This window comes from Pelotomaculum terephthalicicum JT, assembly GCF_022410535.1.
Classification (GTDB): Bacteria; Bacillota; Desulfotomaculia; order Desulfotomaculales; family Pelotomaculaceae; genus Pelotomaculum_D; species Pelotomaculum_D terephthalicicum.
Genome location: NZ_JAKNBL010000003.1, coordinates 76,421 through 93,514 on the forward strand (window position 1 = coordinate 76,421; position 17,094 = coordinate 93,514).

Sequence of the window (17,094 nt, forward strand, 5' to 3'; positions counted from 1 at the left end):
TAAAAATTTCAACCGTTAAATTCGGCTAAAATCGGCCATTTACCATAAATCACATATAAAATAGAGTAATAACTGCCGGGGAAACATGCTTACTGAAATAACGAATAGGGTAATTAAAAAAAAACCACCAGCCATATTAAGCGCGGCATCCAATCCAACATACGTTCATATAATGGACGGGTGTCCATATAATCGACACCCGTCCATTTAATTGACACCTGCACCATAACGATAATCTGCCAAGACATCCCGTAAGCATCAATACAGATATGTGCGCGGAATGCGCTGACAAGCCTTGCGTGACGGCTTGCCCGGAGTCGGTTTTCGCTGTACATAGAAGACGATTACGAGGATGAAGTAATTGAAATGGTAAAGGAACACCGGAAAAAAATCAAGTATACCTGCACCCCGTGCCTGCCGACCGACGGCAAGCGGGACGCGATGCCCTGTGTCGCGGCATGCGGCAAAGGGGCCATTAAACACTCCTGGTAGGCGGATAAACTTACAAGGTGGGGAAATAGGCAATGGATATGATTAAACTGATTATTGACGAATCTTCCCTTGCTTGTTTGGCAAGACCCCAGGTCTTCAGGGGCTCACTCGGGTACAATTGACCTTTTGACATGCTCATACCTCCATTTAACAAAAATTTCTTAAATAATAACCGTCTGCGATTAATTAAGATCTAGAACAGATCTTCCTGCCTCAGCATTTCCAGGAACGCGTCTACCCGGATGCGGAAGGGCCCCAGGGGAACAGTAACGTCGAACTCGAGGAACAGGTAGGAATGCCGGCGGCTTCAAACGCCTTGCGGAACGCAGGGATATCCAGTTCGTGCAATTAGAAGGGGGGACCACCAATTTACGGAAACTCGGCAGTACTGAAATGCTGGTTGACATGCAATTAATTCTGCGATTATAATTGTTTCAAAGAAATACTAGGAATTGAAAGTACTCCGAGCCTTTTTGCCTAAAGGATATCTCTCATGGCAAGCGGCCGCTAGGTATGGCGGGAAACGGCCATGCCTCCCTGACGGAAAGGAGACAATAAGCAGCGACAGTTACGTCTGTTAGCAAAAAAAACGTCTTCTCAAGAAGACGTTTTTTTACCGCTTATTATTCAACCCTTTCCACCACACGGAAGGGTTTTTCAATACTTATAAATTTTTACTGCCAGTTTCTGCCGCGTGAAAAAAGCATAAATAGAAAAAGGGAGGGGGCTAATAATATGGATGCATTACAAATTACTCCTGTGGGTATTGTTCATTCTTCATATAATAATCCGGAGACAATCCCTATGCAAAGCCATACTGCCACTATTGAGATTTTACCCGCATATGTGCAAGGATTATTGAGAATCGAAGCGCACTCGCACCTGTGGATTTTATCCTGGTTCCACAAAGCGCGGCGCGATCTCTTGAGGACCGTTCCGGGCAGAGTGAATGCCAATGCCCCGGAGTACGGTGTGTTCGGACTGAGGGCGGCGGGACGCCCGAATCCTATCGGGCTCTCTTTAGTAGAGTTGATAAAAGTAGAGAAAAATATTTTGCATGTACGCGGCCTGGATGCCGTTGATGGCTCACCTGTCGTAGACATCAAGCCCTATTTTGAGCACGATATTATTTTTTCTCCCCGCGCTCCATACATAATGCCGCAAGATAAAAAAATACGCTACCGGATACTTTTCAAGCAAGCCTATAATCACCACCAGGAGGAATGCCGGGATTTGCAGCTTGCCCTGCGCATGGCAATGGTAGCTGAAGATGAGTTTGGCAAGCTTAACTCCCCGGAGCTTATAGTATCGGTTAAAGGGTCTGGTTGCCTGGCAGACACTATTCAGGGGTTGTTCAGGGCCAGGCTGGCTAATCCAGCCAGATTTGCATATCTGGAGAGCACGAAGAGCGCTGTAAACTGGACAAACGGCACAAAGAAATTGGCCGTAAGTCTTATTAGAACTCCAACTCGGGAAGAAATGCTGGACCTTGACAATACTGATTTTCTGAAGATAAATAGGCATTGATAAGCAATTTGATGAAAAAGAGGGGGCGATTTTTTCCGCAATCGCTAAAGCAATTTCAAGAATACCAGGCTTATGAACACCTTGGCCGAAAAAGAAAAGCTTTTAAAGCAGCTTTGGGGAAAGTTGATTTGCGCCCAGGGGAATGAGCACAAAAGAGCCGCATTGGAGATTCCACAACGGGAACTTTTCAATAGCATCCCAGCACGGCTGGGATACAACAGGACAATTCAGGTTGCGATGCCGCTTTCCAACCAAGGGGGGTGTTACAGTGTCCAATATCAAACTACTGATTGTTGATGATCACCAAATGATCCGTGAAGGTCTGGTCGCGATGCTGGGGCCAAGACAGGATATCGATATTATCGGCTGCTGCTCGAACGCTGAAGAAGCGTTGGAATTCGTTACACGCCATATTCCCGATGTTATTCTCATGGACATAAAAATGCAAAAAATGAATGGCATTGAAGCCACTCGTGAAATTACCTCCCTTGTACCCGGAATAAAAATAATTATGCTTACCATATTCGAAAACGCGGAGTCGGTCAGGCTTTCCCTGCAAGCCGGGGCGACCGGATATATGTTAAAGCAAGCTTCACAAGAAAAGCTTGCGGAAAGCATTAACCAGGTTTATCGCGGCAAAACGGTAATCGACCCGGTATTAATCAATCAACTAATTAAGGACTACGCCCGGATAGCCCAAAATTCTTTTAACCTGCCACACCCACTAACAAAAGATGACAAAAGGAATTTTACTCTGAGGGAACATGAAATCCTCAAGCATTTAAGTCAGGGGTTGTCAAATAAAGAAATATCAGAAAAAACCCGCCTGGCCGTGAACACGGTAAAAGCTCACCTCCGCAATATCTACCGTAAAATGGGCGTAAAAAGCCGTTCTCAAGTCATTTCGAAAATTATCAAGCAAAATGGAAATTTTAAAGCCCAGGAAAGGTCACTTTTCAGATAAAACATCCGTAATAACCGGCATCACTTTTATTTTCGTCATAGACCTGTCAAAGTATTTTATATATAAAAGTGTCAGAACGAAAGCAGCGATACTTGCGCCAACCTCCCACAACAACACCGGGAATCCATACTTATGCGAGATCCACATACCTATTAAGAAACCCATAAAAGTTGTCAACAGAGGCAGCATGTAAACAACAAAGGCCGCTTTTAACATATGCGCTTCAGATATCTGAATAATAACCCTCTGCCCCACCTTGGCATCAACGCGGTTGTAGGCATCCATGACCGTGGCCTTGTCCCCGGGACATGCCCCGCAACTGTCACAATCACTGTGCCTGCTCGCCCGCACCTTCGCTATTTTGCCATCCATAGTGATAATAATACCTTCCGCTTCCTTTTTCACTTGCCTCGCCATCCCGTCTCTAAGTATTCAGAATCCAGGAGTCAGTAGTCAGAATAAATTTAAGGCAATATTTTATGGCTTATTTTCAGGTTCTCAGGGGCAGTAATCAGCATTCAGGAGAATATATGGGCGGTAAACGATTGACTCCTGACTCCTCAGTATTACCAACGCTCAAATCATCCTATTACCCAAGGACTTGTATAACTGCTTTGTCACGATACCAACAAAGTAACCAGTTATTATAGCAGATATCATGAGTACAGGTAAAATAACGTAAACAGAAAAATTATGAACCACCAAACCGGCTACAAACAATTGGCCTATATTATGAAACACGGCGCCAACCATACTTATGATGACAATACTGACGTGTTTATTTAAGTATTTCCACATGAGCACCATAACCAAAATACTTAGCATGCCCCCGGTGATGCTGAACAAAAAACTTACCGGATTGCCTCCCACCAAAGCCCCCAGGAAACATCTGACAGCGACAATTATTATAGCGTCCTTGCTTCCCAACATCATTATAGACAATAAAGTCATGATATTGGCCAAGCCCAGTTTAATGCCGGGAGTTGCGCCGGGAATAACAATTGCTCTTTCGATAATGTTTAAAACGGTGGCCATGGCGATAAAAACAGAAATATACGTAATACGCCTTGTATTATATATATTAAACCCTCACTTCATTTGACACTCAGTAGGAAATGGCGTCCACCTTATTAGATTTTCCTTTAACGGCAATATTAAACTTATTCGGCACACATACGGCTATCTGGCCGGGCTGGCTGATCCATCCCGCTCTAACACATATTTGATTGGGACAGTCGGCCTCTTTAATCCTGGCTCTTCCGTTTTCAATTTCAACCACGTTATAATGCCCGTCCGCGTTAACTATTTTAATTTCCTCAGTGATCGCCTCAGACAAATTTATTGTCTGGTATAACTGGCCGTCTGCGTATATCTCCAGTCTCAGTTCCCCCTCCGTCATCTGGCGCCGCACCAGATGCGACACTCCAAAACTAATCAGCACCAGCGCCAGGAGTCCTGCCATAATGTAATAATTAAGGTTTTTCATGAACCTCACCAAGCATCATTTTTCACTGCTATATTTTAATGAACCAGCGCAATTTCCAATTTTATTTCTGATTGATAATCTGATAATCGCCACCGCCGGTGAATTCCAATTGATTCGCTAAATTATCGGTGAATGTCACTTGCTTATCCGCGTTGACAAAGATGGCCCCAACGCCTTGAATACCTTTGGCAAAACTCATCCCGCGCTGCTGACCCAGCACAAATAACGGTTTATTCAAAATATCGGCGTCGGTGGATGATTCTGCCACTACTGTGGTTTGTATTAAATCTCTGGCCTGTTTCCCGGTGGATGGATCGATAAGGTGGGAGTAACGGACACCTCCCTGTTCGAAATACCTCTCGTAATCACCTGATGTTACTACCGATGTGTCTTTTACCGACAATACGGCGATAAGTTTTTCCCCGTCGCGCGGATCCCGGACACCAACACGCCACGGTGAGCCGTCCGGCCTGGCGCCCAAAGCATATACATTTCCCCCGGCATTGATTATAGCATGTTTTATGCCTAATTCCCTGAGAATCTTGGCAGCTTCTTCCGTGGCATAGCCCTTGGCGACACCGCCAAAATCCAAACTCATGCCTGGTTTTTGCAAATATACCGTTCCATTATCTGCATCAACTATGACTTTCCTGTAGTCTACCAAGCTCAGCGCCTTCTTAATCTGCTCGTCGGAGGGAACGTGCTGTTCGTCTTTTCCAAAACCCCACAGGTCCATAATTGGTCCAACTGTAATATCAAATGAACCGCCGGACAACTGTGCATAATAAAGTGAGCGCTGAACAATGTTGAGGGTATCGCTGCCAACCTGAACGGGCTTGATCCCGGCATTTTCGTTGATCCTGATCACATCGCTGGACGCAGAAGTATTTTTCCCTTCTTTGGGAAACCTGTCAGTTAAATCATTAATCCTTTTAAATTCGGCAAACGCTTTATCCAAAGCTTCCTTTCCGCTCTGCTTATCATCACTGTATACAGTTACCTGGACCAAAGTATCCATAACGAATTTTTCATCACTAAACTCCTGCAATTGCGCAGAATTCAGCTTACAGCCAGAACAAGCGAAAAGAATAAATAGTAAGCTTATAACCAGACTCCAACGCTTCAATTATTTTTACACCTCACAAAAATTGAGCTTCTTTCCCCAAAACCCCGGTTTCTGCCGTCACGTGGAAGCCTTTCTCTTGGCCGAAGCAAAAACTGCATAAGCTGTGTTATTTTGTCCGGAGCAGCTTTTTAATATGCCGCACAATACAAGATGGTGTAGTCCGCACTTTTAAAGTTTGTATGCTCTAAGTAGCGCAAACTACACCAACAATAATATAGTTGTCCAAAAAACATTTGGATAATCTCGTATAATTAAGTTGATATCTTAATTATACCGCAACTTTTTCCGCAGCAGAACCCTTTACAACAGCTTCAATCGCTTTTGTGGGACATTTAGCAATGCATGTCGGATTATCGCACTTTTCAATACATATCTTGTGGTCAACTACTGCAAGGCTGTTCTGTATTTTGATTGCGTCATGCTCACAGTTCTTCTTACACAGGCCGCAGCCCAGGCAGGCAGCCGAGCAGTTTTTCTTGGCGACGGCCCCTTTATCTTTTGAGTTGCAATTAACACTGACTTTCGCGCCGATTAACAGCATTTGAATAACACCCTTGGGGCAGACAGATTCACACTTGCCGCAACCAGTGCACTTTTCCGGATCAACATAGGGAAGGCCGCTGGGCAGCATTGTCATCGCACCGAAAGGACAGTTCTTTACGCATGTCCCAAACCCGAGACAGCCGTATTGGCAGTTTTTCTGACCGCCTTGCAGCAAATTCGCCGCCGCGCAATCTTCAATTCCTCCATACTGGTACTTTATGACAGCTATTCCGGGGGAACCGGAGCACCTGACATGAGCGATTCTGGGTTCTATTTCCGCAGCAGCTTTGCCGGTCAACTCACCCACAATTTTTGCCACAGGAGCTTTACCGGGAACACACAGGTTCGGAGGCACATCTGCATTCAATACCACAGCTTCCGCATAGGCCATACATCCGGCATAACCGCAGGCGCCGCACTGGCCCTTTGGCAGTGCATCCTCAACCAAGTGTATCAATGGGTTTACTTCAATTGCAAACTTTTTATTCGCAAATGCGAGAATCAAACCAAAAACCACTCCCGTAAGCAGCATGACTACCAAAACCATTAGAGCAATTTGCATTAACTCACATCTCCTTTCCAGATGTTATAGAGATATCATGCCTGAAAAACCAAGGAAGGACAGCGCCAGCATACCCGCCAGAATAAAAGCCACCCCTAAACCTTCCAGCGGCTTCGGCACATCGGCCAGTCTCAGCTTTTCCCTCAAACTTGCCATCAGGACAAGGGCTACGCCGAAACCTGCTCCGGATCCAATAGCGTGAACAATACTTTTAGCCAATGAGAAACTGGACTCAACATTTAAAAGGGGCACACTAAGCACCACACAGTTAGTAGCGATTAACAGAAGGTAAACCCCCCACATATTGTATAGAGCCGGCGCATGCTTCTTAATAATCATCTCTAATAACTGCACAAAGGAGGCGATTAGCAGAACAAAAACAACAGTTGTCAGAAATGTTAATTTAAACGGCACTAAAACATAAGTGTAAACCAGCCAGGCCATTATCGAACTAAGAGTCATAACCGCCGTAACCGCCATGCCCATGCCTACAGACGCGTTTACGTTTTTGGAAACGCCAAAGAATATGCACAGGCCTAAAAATCTTGTCAAAACAAAGTTGTTCACAATTACTGCACTAATAAAAAGTGTTAAATATTCCACAATGCTCCCCCTCCCTAAGCCTTGGATTTTTCAATATGCTGGACCAACATTTTACATCCCGCAACCAGATAACCAATTAGGATAAAAGCGCCTGCGGGCAGGACTAGCATTAGCGGAGCGTTGTATGAAGCGGGCATGACCTGAATGCCTAAGAATGTGCCGCTTCCAATGATTTCACGGATAGCTCCGATTATCAACATGGCAATGAGGAAACCGGTCCCCATTCCCAGACCGTCAAAAAACGAACGGATAACACCGTTCTTGGAGGCAAAAACCTCCGCCCTCGCCAGAATTATGGCAAAAACCACAACAAGCGCCAAATAAATACCCAAGGCTTTATAAAGATCCGGCAAATATGCCTGCAATACCAACTGAGCCACAGTAACTATAGTGGCGATAGAGACAATATATACGGGAACACGCACTTTGGGGTTAACAAGATTTCTGACTATGGAAACGACTGTATTGTTGGCAGTAATCACAAACATGACGGTCAAGCCCATGGTTAGAGAAACAATTACAGAACTGGTAACTGCCAGCGCGGGGCAAAGGCTTAGCGCCAGGACAAAAATTGGGTTCTCCAATATTAATCCTTTATTAAATATACTCCATAATTCTTTCATAATTATTTCCCCCCTGTAAACTCTACAACTTCTTCGACCGCTTTTTTAACACCGTTAGTTACGGCTCTCGAAGAGATTGTAGCGCCAGTCATAGCCTGCACGTTCTCTTTGTCGGAAGGATCTTTCACAACCTGCAGATTTTCAATCTTCTTTCCGATAAGCTGGCTCTTAAAAGGATCCTTCCCCCCCTTGTCTCCAAGGCCAGGAGTTTCGTTGTGTTTGATGATGTCATAATTAAGCACTTTCCCCTCGCTTGTTACAGCCACGAGAAACTGTATAGGTCCTCCAAAACCTTTGCTTTCTGACGGCACTACATACGCTATGGTTTTTCCGCCTTTTTCCGCTTTATACCAGCCCTCATGGCCTTCTACCGGATTAAATTTATCCGCGTCCTGGACCAGGGCTTGCATCGCGGCGTTTTTCATATCTACAGCCTTTTGTGCCGCCGCGTCGGCTGTTGTATAGTAAACACCGGCAATTATTAACCCTGAAACTAAACAGGTCATGGCCAGGTTAAACGCGATTTTAAAGATGCTGTTGCTATTTTCATCACTGTGCCCGGACATTTAATTACCTCCTTGCTCCAAATTTTTTCGGCGTAACAAAGCGGTCAATCAAAGGCGTAACGCAGTTCATTAAAAGAATGGAATAACATACGCCTTCGGGATATCCGCCTTTTAAACGAATAAGGACGGTTAGCAGACCGGCGCCTAAGGCAAAAATAATTTGTCCCTTGCGGGTGATGGGAATGGTAACCATGTCGGTTGCCATAAAGAAGGCACCTATAATCAGTCCACCGGCCAACATGTGGAATACCGCGTCTCCCGTAAATAATCCGGACGGCCCGAATACCCAGGTTAAGATTCCTACCGTACCGATCATCACCACAGGGACTTCCCATTTTATATAACCTTTATAGATCAGGAAAAGGCCTCCAAGTATAAGCAAAACTGCGGAAGTTTCACCGATACTGCCGTTGCGCATGCCTAAAAACATCGCTTTGTACATATTGGGGGCATCGCCGAACGTTTCAATTAATTTGGCGTATCCCTGCTGTTTTAAAATATTCAGCGGGGTGGCGCTGGAAACCACATCAACTGGTGTGGTCATTTTTGTCCATGTGGTCATGGCCACAGGCCATGACACCATTAACGCGGCGCGGCCGATGTGCGCCGGGTTGAATATGTTGTACCCAAGGCCGCCCAAGGATTGTTTGGCAACGGCAATAGCCAAAAACGACCCGAATGCGGTCATATACCATGGAAGATTGGGAGGAAGACACATAGCTAGTAAAAGTCCGGTTAAAACTGCGCTGCCGTCCTTTATTGTCACTTCTTTTTTTCTAATTATTTGTACTAAATATTCAGTTGCGACCGCCGATACGACTCCCACCAGCATGGTGATTATGGCGGGCATACCGAAGTACCAGGCGGCGAAAATTACTGCCGGCACCAATGCCGCGTTCACCGACCACATTATTTTTGGGATGGATTCACTTGAGGTTATGTGTGGCGACGGCGAAACAGTGAGAAGGTTCATTTTTAAACTTTCTTCGTTAACTGCCATTCTATACAGCCACCTTTGCTTGTTCTTTTTGTGCCTGGATTGCATTTTGCGCTTTGGCATACCTGATGTACTGAACTATTTTACGTTTGGCCGGGCATACATAAACACAACTGCCGCATTCCATGCAGTCCAGCAAATCATACTCTTCTTTTGCTTCCACGTACAACTGGCGCTCACCCAGAACACTAAGCATGCTTGGATTCAATCCCATCGGGCATGCTTCCACACAGCGGCCGCAGTGGATACATGCGGATTCCTTATCGTAATTGACATCCTTTTTACTCAGGAACAAGATGCCGGAAGTTCCTTTAATCACCGGAACATCCATGGTAGATTGAGCAAAGCCCATCATGGGCCCGCCATTAATTATTTTAACTAGTTCGCCGCTGAGGCCTCCGCAGCAACTCAGCGCGTCGGCGAATGTACTACCTACTCTCATCAGCAGGTTCTTGGGTTCTTTAACAGCGCTCCCACTGACGGTAACCACTCTTTCAATCAAAGGTATCCCTTTAGTCGCCGCGTCACTGATCGCGACCACGGTGCCGACATTCTGCACCACAGTGCCGACATCCATCGGCAGCCCGCCTGAAGGAACCTCGCGTCCGGTCAACACTTTGATGAGCATCTTTTCGGCACCCTGCGGATATTTTGTGGGAAGAGCCATAACTTTAACCTGGGTGCCGTTAAAAGCGTTCTGCAAAGCTTTTACCGCGTCAGGCTTATTGTCTTCAACGCCAACATAGCCGGTGCTCACGCCAAGCACCTTCATGGTAATTTTTACACCGGTTACTATTCTCTCCGTGTACTCGAGCATTGCCCTGTAATCAGCCGTCAGAAACGGTTCACATTCAGCCGCGTTTAAGATAAAAGTGTCGATTTTCTTATCCGGCGGCGGCGCCAATTTTACATGAGTGGGGAAAGTAGCTCCGCCCATTCCCACTATTCCGGCCTCCCGGATAATCCCCGACAGCTCTTTTGCATCGAGTTTTTCCCATTGCCTTTGCACCGGAATTCCTTCAACCCATTCATCCAGACCATCATTTTCTATGACTATGGACATACAGCTTCCGAACACTGAATGCGGATAATCCGCGATCTCCACAACCTTGCCAGAAATGGAAGCATGTACGTTACCGGATACAAAAGCGTCGGATTGTGCGATCAATTGGCCTTTTTTTACCGTGTCACCTTTTTTTACAATCGGTGAAACCGGTGCTCCAATGTGCTGCCTCAAAGGTATAATCACCTTTGCCGGAAGAGGCGCCGTTTCAATCGGCTTGGCAGCGGTATACTTTTTGCTGTCATCAGGATGCACTCCTCCATGAAAACTCTTCATCTTCTTCCCCCCATCTAATTTTTTTTAGGTTTCTATTTGTGTTTTTTTTAGGTTTATATTTGTGAATTTCCAGCTACAAACCTACAGAATAACCCTCACCCTTATAAACTCGCTGGAAATTTAACATGAATTTGATATATATTGCCCTGGACTTGATACTTGGAAATAAAGAGATAAATAAAAAGATTTAAACAATTCTTTTTCTGGACAAGTCCTTACAATACTTATTTTAATATATTTTATCTTTAAAGCAACACAATACCCTATAAAAAAGTTTTTTATATATTTAAGCTTATTGGCGCCCCGACCAGAACCCAAACGGCTTGCCACCGAGAAACAGCAGATCTTTGCCTCATTTAAAATTATAACCGCACATCTTCGTTAAAACAAGAAAACAATAACAGTTTTTGAGCAAGCGAAGAGCCCCCGGTGGGAGGCTCTTGCTGGACATCAATTGAAATGCTTTATAACTGATTATACTCCCCGCGCGGAGTGTATTTTGTGTGCAGCAATTCGTGGGATTTATGCCCCAGCGGCTTCTCTAAATATTCCTTGTACAGCTGCTGGATCGCGGGGTTCTCGTGGGATTTACGCAAGACCATTGCTTCGTCGGCGGTATATATGCCGTCAATCCGCTTTTGCCTGATTTCATAGTTGGTCGGGATGGGCTGGCCGCCGCCGCCGATGCAGCCGCCCGGGCAGCACATGATCTCGATGAAATGATAGTTTGCTTCGCCGGCCTGCAGGGCGTCCAAAAGCTTCCTGGCGTTGCCAAGCCCGTGCGCGACGGCTACTTTTACGTCGAGATCGCCGACTTTGACGGTAGCTTCCTTGACTCCTTCCATACCGCGCACGTCTATAAAATCTACCGACGCCAGGGTATTCCCGGTGACTATTTCATAGACGGTGCGCAGGGCGGCTTCCATCACGCCGCCGGTCGCGCCGAAAATTACCGCCGCGCCGGTGGAGATGCCCAGCGGGTCATCGTAATTTTCTTCGGGCAGTTCGTTGAAATTTATGCCGGCCTGCTTAAACATGCGGCCGAGTTCTCTTGTGGTCAGCACAACATCCACGTCCTGATAGCCGCTCGCATTCATTTCGGGGCGCTGCGCCTCGAATTTCTTGGCGGTGCAGGGCATGATCGACACCGAAAAGATATCGGCCGGGTCCACGCCTGCTTTTTCGGCGTAGAAGGTTTTGGCCAGGGCGCCGAACATCTGCTGCGGCGACTTGCATGTGGACACATGCGGCAGCAGCGTCGGGTAGAAGTGCTCAATGAACTTGACCCAGCCAGGACTGCACGAAGTGATCAGCGGCAAGGTGCCACCGGTCTTGACTCTTTCGAGCAACTCGCTGCCTTCTTCCATAATGGTCAGGTCGGCGGTAAAGTCGGTGTCGAAAACTTTATCAAAGCCGAGCTTCCTGATCGCGGCAACCATTTGTCCGGTCGCTACGCTGCCCGGCTCCATGCCGAATATTTCACCGATAGCGACACGCACCGCCGGGGCGGTCTGGACCACGACATGCTTTTGGGGATCGGCCAGGGCGGCCCAGACTTCCTCTGTTTGATCCCGCTCGTATAAAGCTCCTGTCGGGCAAACCAGCACGCACTGGCCGCAGTTAACACAATTAGATCCAGCTAAACCCATGTCCACCCCGGGTGCGATAACGGTATCAAAACCGCGCCCCTGCGGGGCGATCGCGCTTACCGTCTGCACCTTTTCACATACCGAGACGCAACGCCGGCACAGGATGCATTTATCGGGGTCGCGCACCAGTGACACGCTGGAATTGTCTTCTCTATGTTCGGGATTCGCGCCAGTATAACGAACTTCCCGGATTCCGAACGCTTCCGCCAGGGTCTGCAACTCGCAATTCTGGTTGCGCACACAGGTCGGGCATTCAAACGGGTGGTTGGACAGGATCAGTTCCAGGGTCATCCGGCGTGAAGCGCGCACCGCCGGGGTATTGGTCAGCACAACCATGTTTTCTGCCGCCGGGGTTACACACGCTGCCTGCAGCGTGCGGGCGCCCTTGACTTCAACCACACAGACGCGGCAGGCCCCGATAACGTTAATGTCCTTTAAATAGCACAAGGTAGGAATATTTATATTAACTTTCTTGGCCGCTTCGAGAACAGTTGTGCCCTGTTCCACCTGCACTTCTTTTCCGTCAATTGTCAAAGTAACCATTGGCATTTATCTCACCCCTCCTTCTACTTCACATCGCAGCGCAGGCAACGGGTAGCCTCGGCTATGGCCTGCTCTCTGGTGAAACCATTTTCCACTTCGGCAAAGGACCGGCGTTCGGCCACCGGCAGGCATGTTGCTACTTCCCTCGCCATCTTCTCTTCAATAATCTCGCCGGAAATTTTCCGGGTGAGAGCACGCGGTTCGACAACTGCGCCGGTACCCCCGAGGTATTTATCAATAGCCGCTGCCGCTTTCTTGCCTTGGGCAATCGCCCCGATGGCCGTGTCCGGCCCGGAAGCGCAGTCTCCGCCGGCGAATATATATGGTATATTCGTGGCCATGCTGGCGGGATCCACCGCAACCAGCCCGCGGGCCGTCTGCACGCCGGCGTCGGTGATGCCGTCAAGCTGGACATTCTGTCCAATCGCCGCAATTACCACGTCTGCCGGAATGACAAAGTTGGAGCCTTCAACCGGCACCGGCCGCCTGCGGCCGCTTTTATCGAAGTCGCCGGGCACTGATTCCTGGCATTCCAGCCCGGTTACCATGCCACCTGCTCCCTGCACGCTCACGGGGGCGGTCATGAGGGTAAAATTCACGCTTTCGTGCTCCGCTTCGATGATCTCGTCTGCAAACGCGGGCATGTCTTCTTTGCGGTGCCGGTAAACAACGTGCACTTCTTTCGCTCCGTTCCTTACGGCCGAGCGGGCGCTGTCTATGGCCACGTTGCCGCCGCCTACCACCAGCACGGTCTTGCCTTTTACGTCGGCGGCCTGTCCGAGTTTAACGTCTCGCAGGTAGTTGATGCCTGAGATAACTCCTTTGAGTTCTTCGCCCGGAATGCCCAGTTTCTGATCCGCGTGGGCACCGACGGCGATAAACACCGCGCTGAAGCCTTGCTTCTCTAAATCGGCGAAGGTAACGTCTTTGCCAAAACGGGTGTTGGTCTTAATCGTCACACCCATTCCTTCTATGGCTTTTATTTCAGCCGCCAGGACGTCGGCCGGCAGGCGGTAATCGGGGATTCCTACTTTGAGCATGCCGCCGGCAAACGGCAGCGATTCGAATACGGTCACTTTGTGGCCGGCTTTAGCCAGGTAGTAGGCCGCTGTCAGGCCGGCCGGCCCGCCGCCGATTATCGCCACTTGCTTGCCGGTCGCCACTCCGGGAGGCTCAACCGGGAATCCCTTATTCTGTTCATACACCCAGTCGGCCGCATAACGCTTCAATGCCCTTACAGCCAGGGGCTCATCCAGCTTCGCGCGGTTGCACTTGCCTTCACACGGGTGGTGGCACACGCGGCCGCAAACTGCCGGGAAGGGGTTTTCCCGCCTCACTTCCATATAGGCTTCGTAGAAATGTCCGTTCCGGATATGATCGAGATAGATCGGCACATCCACTCCGGCCGGACAGGTGTTTTGACAGGGTGAATTGAATAGGGACGCACAGACTGAGGCGGCGCAATATTTATCTTTGATATGCGCCTCGTATTCATGCCTGAAATAGCGTATCGTGCTCAGCACGGGATTGGGCGCGGTTTGTCCCAAACCGCACAGTGCCGTATCTTTAATGTAGTAGCATAATTCTTCGAGTGCTTCTATATCTCCCTCTTGTCCTTCTCCGTGGGTGATCCGTTCCAGTATTTCTAACATCCGTTTGGTGCCGATGCGGCAGGGGGCGCATTTGCCGCAAGACTCTTCCTGGCAGAACTCGGTGAAGAACTTGGCCAGGTCAACCATACAGGTATCTTCGTCCATGACAATCAGCCCGCCGGACCCTACAATCGCGCCCAGTTCCGCCAGCGACTCATAATCCACACCGACGTTAAGGTGGTCTGCCGGGATGCAGCCGCCTGAAGGACCGCCTGTTTGGGCCGCTTTAAACTTCTTGCCGCCTATGATGCCGCCACCGATGTCGTAAACGATTTCTCCTAAAGGTATGCCCATCGGAACTTCGATCAGGCCGGTATTGTTAACTTTCCCGGTAAGGGCGAATACTTTGGTGCCTTTGCTTTTCTCTGTTCCCCTGGAAGCGTACCAGTCTCCGCCTTTAAGGATAATTGGCGGGATGCTGGCGTAGGTTTCCACGTTATTAAGCAATGTGGGCTTGCCCCACAGTCCTTCGTTGGCCGGGAAGGGAGGTCTCGGTCGGGGTTCGCCGCGGCGTCCTTCAATAGAGGCCAGCAAGGCTGTCTCTTCTCCGCAAACAAAGGCGCCGGCGCCGACCCTGACGTTAAGGTCAAAAGCAAATCCTGTTCCTAAAATACTTTCTCCCAACAAACCGTACTCGTGGGCCTGGCTGATGGCTTGTCTCAGCCTTTCCACAGCCAGGGGGTATTCTGCTCTAACATAGACGTAGCCTTTGCTGGCACCTACCGCATAGCCGGCAATGGTCATAGCCTCGATAATACTGTGCGGGTCTCCTTCCAGGACTGACCTGTCCATAAAGGCGCCCGGGTCTCCTTCGTCTCCGTTACATACCACATATTTTTGTGCCGCGTTGGCTTTGGCGGTGAACTCCCACTTTAAGCCGGTCGGGAACCCCGCGCCGCCACGACCGCGCAGGCCGGATTTTTTTAGTTCGGCGATTACTTCTTCGGGGGACATGGTGGATAATGCCTTGGCCAGCGCGGAATATCCTTCACTGGCAATATATTCTTCAATATCTTCTGGATTAATAAAGCCGGCGTTGCGCAAGGCTATTTTGGTTTGCTTGGATAAGAAAGGGAAATCCTTCATTAAAGGAATCGGTTTCTTGGTTTCCGGATCCCGGTAGACAAGCCGCTCTACTATTCGCCCTTTCAATAAGTGCTCGCTCACGATTTCTTCGGCGTCTTCAGCGGTAACCCGGCAGTATACTACTCCTTCGGGATAGATTATTAAGCGCGGTCCCAGGTCGCAAAGACCCATGCATCCGGTTTCAATAACTTGAATTTCATTTTCAAGCTGTTGCTTTTTAATCCCTTCTAAAAGTGCTTCTTTAACGGTTTGGCATCCTGACAAAACACAGCCTGACCCCGCACAAACCAACACGTGTGCCCGGTAATAATGCATAATCATACCCTCCTCTCACTATTTCAATTAATCTCGCTGCACCAGCGCCCATTCCTCAATCACGTGGCCGTTAATAACATGTTCAAGCACGAGCCGCCGGGCTTTTTCTTCGTCTAGATGACCGTATACAATCTGGGGTATGCCCGGCTTGTTTACTTCCACTATGGGCTCATGCTGGCACATCCCGGCGCAGCCTGCCTGGGTGACTATTACATCTGAAATATTTCTTTTATCTATTTCATCTATAATTGCCATCATTACTTCCCGCGCCCCGGCGGTTATTCCGCAGGTCCCCATCCCGACCACTATTGTTGTTTTACCGCTTGCCTGCCGCTCCTTGATCTTCTCCAGCGCGGCTTCTTTGAGCTTCATCAGTTCGTCAACTGACTTGATTTGTTTCATCATCAATCACCCCGGTATAATTTTTTAATACCTTCCCGGCAAAATCCCTTCATCCAGCTTAAAACCTTAACATCATTCAGGGGCAATTCTCTAAATTTACTAATCAACCAGCTGGTATCAAAAATAAATTCACGTCCGTCTACCAGGTGATTGTACAGTAAATTCACATCCGGTTTGGCGGCCACTGCAGCCACTAATGTGGAAGCTACATCCCCCAAGGGCATCCGGTCAATATGCGAACGCCGAAAGGTTGTCTTTACGGTTGTCCCTTTTCCTTTCTCCGATCGGATAATCAGGTCGCCTTCACAAGCACGCGCTGCCTGTTGAAGTAAAGGTATGCCGAGGCCAACCCTCCTCAAGCGGCGGCTTGTTACAAACGGATCATAAATTTGTTCAATTTCTTCTTCATTCAATCCTCCGCCGTTATCGCCAACCTCAAAACCCAAAATGTCTCCGGAAGTATCTTCAATCACGGTAATCTTGATGGTGGACGCACCCGCAGCCAGTGAATTTTCAATGAGATCTAAAAGATGATGAGAAAGTTCACGCATTTTATTGCTTAGCTTCACTCCTCTTTCCTATGGTTTACGTTTACGCTTTCAGGAAAAGCTAAATTAAT

The 17,094-nt window shown here is 48.2% G+C and carries 18 protein-coding genes, 1 pseudogene and 1 riboswitch; of the genes and pseudogenes, 3 read left to right on the forward strand and 16 right to left on the reverse strand.

The window, feature by feature from the left end:
- Positions 1-366 precede the first annotated feature (366 nt).
- On the forward strand, positions 367-492 hold the full coding sequence (locus L9W92_RS18795) for a hypothetical protein (RefSeq protein WP_282442288.1): 126 nt from the start codon (positions 367-369) through the stop codon (positions 490-492).
- A gap of 10 nt (positions 493-502) precedes the next feature.
- Here L9W92_RS18795 and L9W92_RS18800 read toward each other — a convergent pair whose 3' ends face one another.
- Complete coding sequence (locus tag L9W92_RS18800; protein ID WP_282442289.1) at positions 503-625, reverse strand: hypothetical protein; 123 nt, start codon at positions 623-625, stop codon at positions 503-505.
- Positions 626-943: 318 nt separating this feature from the next.
- A riboswitch (molybdenum cofactor riboswitch) is annotated at positions 944-1,059 on the forward strand.
- Positions 1,060-1,227: 168 nt separating this feature from the next.
- Between L9W92_RS18800 and tsaA the strand changes: the two genes are divergently transcribed.
- The gene (gene tsaA / locus L9W92_RS03940; protein ID WP_240082446.1) at positions 1,228-2,019 is read left to right on the forward strand and encodes a tRNA (N6-threonylcarbamoyladenosine(37)-N6)-methyltransferase TrmO; all 792 of its coding nucleotides are present in this window, start codon (positions 1,228-1,230) and stop codon (positions 2,017-2,019) included.
- A gap of 268 nt (positions 2,020-2,287) precedes the next feature.
- A complete protein-coding gene (locus L9W92_RS03945) occupies positions 2,288-2,983 on the forward strand; it encodes a response regulator (protein ID WP_240082447.1) in 696 nt (231 codons plus the stop codon).
- Here the strand turns inward: L9W92_RS03945 and L9W92_RS03950 are convergent.
- The 15 genes and pseudogenes from L9W92_RS03950 to L9W92_RS04015 all read right to left on the reverse strand — a co-directional run bounded on the left by L9W92_RS03950 (position 2,969) and on the right by L9W92_RS04015 (position 17,044).
- Positions 2,969-3,388 (reverse strand): SoxR reducing system RseC family protein, encoded by a 420-nt coding sequence (locus L9W92_RS03950; RefSeq protein WP_240082448.1) that lies wholly within the window; start codon positions 3,386-3,388, stop codon positions 2,969-2,971. The genes L9W92_RS03945 and L9W92_RS03950 overlap by 15 nt on opposite strands.
- Before the next feature lie 171 nt (positions 3,389-3,559).
- Complete coding sequence (locus L9W92_RS03955; protein WP_376741780.1) at positions 3,560-4,063, reverse strand: Gx transporter family protein; 504 nt, start codon at positions 4,061-4,063, stop codon at positions 3,560-3,562.
- A gap of 25 nt (positions 4,064-4,088) precedes the next feature.
- On the reverse strand, positions 4,089-4,469 hold the full coding sequence (locus L9W92_RS03960; protein WP_240082450.1) for a NusG domain II-containing protein: 381 nt from the start codon (positions 4,467-4,469) through the stop codon (positions 4,089-4,091).
- Between the two features lie 61 nt (positions 4,470-4,530).
- Positions 4,531-5,487, reverse strand: coding sequence for an FAD:protein FMN transferase (locus L9W92_RS03965; protein WP_240082451.1), 957 nt, complete (start codon positions 5,485-5,487; stop codon positions 4,531-4,533).
- 376 nt (positions 5,488-5,863) lie between these two features.
- Positions 5,864-6,700 (reverse strand): RnfABCDGE type electron transport complex subunit B, encoded by an 837-nt coding sequence (gene rnfB / locus L9W92_RS03970; protein ID WP_240082452.1) that lies wholly within the window; start codon positions 6,698-6,700, stop codon positions 5,864-5,866.
- Positions 6,701-6,724: 24 nt separating this feature from the next.
- The gene (locus L9W92_RS03975) at positions 6,725-7,306 is read right to left on the reverse strand and encodes an electron transport complex protein RnfA (protein ID WP_240082524.1); all 582 of its coding nucleotides are present in this window, start codon (positions 7,304-7,306) and stop codon (positions 6,725-6,727) included.
- Between the two features lie 11 nt (positions 7,307-7,317).
- On the reverse strand, positions 7,318-7,926 hold the full coding sequence (rsxE, locus tag L9W92_RS03980) for an electron transport complex subunit RsxE (protein ID WP_240082453.1): 609 nt from the start codon (positions 7,924-7,926) through the stop codon (positions 7,318-7,320).
- Between the two features lie 2 nt (positions 7,927-7,928).
- Positions 7,929-8,492 carry an RnfABCDGE type electron transport complex subunit G gene (locus L9W92_RS03985; protein ID WP_240082454.1) on the reverse strand — a complete coding sequence of 188 codons (564 nt, stop codon included), beginning with the start codon at positions 8,490-8,492 and terminating at the stop codon, positions 7,929-7,931.
- Between the two features lie 4 nt (positions 8,493-8,496).
- Complete coding sequence (locus tag L9W92_RS03990) at positions 8,497-9,492, reverse strand: RnfABCDGE type electron transport complex subunit D (RefSeq protein ID WP_240082455.1); 996 nt, start codon at positions 9,490-9,492, stop codon at positions 8,497-8,499.
- Between the two features lies 1 nt (position 9,493).
- Positions 9,494-10,828, reverse strand: coding sequence for an electron transport complex subunit RsxC (gene rsxC / locus L9W92_RS03995; protein WP_240082456.1), 1,335 nt, complete (start codon positions 10,826-10,828; stop codon positions 9,494-9,496).
- 464 nt (positions 10,829-11,292) lie between these two features.
- Positions 11,293-13,026, reverse strand: a complete 1,734-nt coding sequence (locus tag L9W92_RS04000) for an NADH-dependent [FeFe] hydrogenase, group A6 (protein ID WP_240082457.1) — start codon at positions 13,024-13,026, stop codon at positions 11,293-11,295.
- Between the two features lie 17 nt (positions 13,027-13,043).
- Positions 13,044-14,225, reverse strand: a complete 1,182-nt coding sequence (locus L9W92_RS19270; protein ID WP_376741781.1) for an FAD-dependent oxidoreductase — start codon at positions 14,223-14,225, stop codon at positions 13,044-13,046.
- A pseudogene (gene nuoF / locus L9W92_RS19275) lies at positions 14,223-16,073 on the reverse strand (NADH-quinone oxidoreductase subunit NuoF); the annotation flags it as partial. The pseudogene nuoF and the gene L9W92_RS19270, both read right to left, overlap by 3 nt.
- A gap of 27 nt (positions 16,074-16,100) precedes the next feature.
- Positions 16,101-16,478 carry a (2Fe-2S) ferredoxin domain-containing protein gene (locus tag L9W92_RS04010; protein WP_240082459.1) on the reverse strand — a complete coding sequence of 126 codons (378 nt, stop codon included), beginning with the start codon at positions 16,476-16,478 and terminating at the stop codon, positions 16,101-16,103.
- Positions 16,478-17,044 (reverse strand): ATP-binding protein, encoded by a 567-nt coding sequence (locus tag L9W92_RS04015; protein ID WP_240082460.1) that lies wholly within the window; start codon positions 17,042-17,044, stop codon positions 16,478-16,480. The genes L9W92_RS04010 and L9W92_RS04015 overlap by 1 nt, the downstream gene beginning before the upstream one ends.
- Between the last annotated feature and the right edge of the window lie 50 nt (positions 17,045-17,094).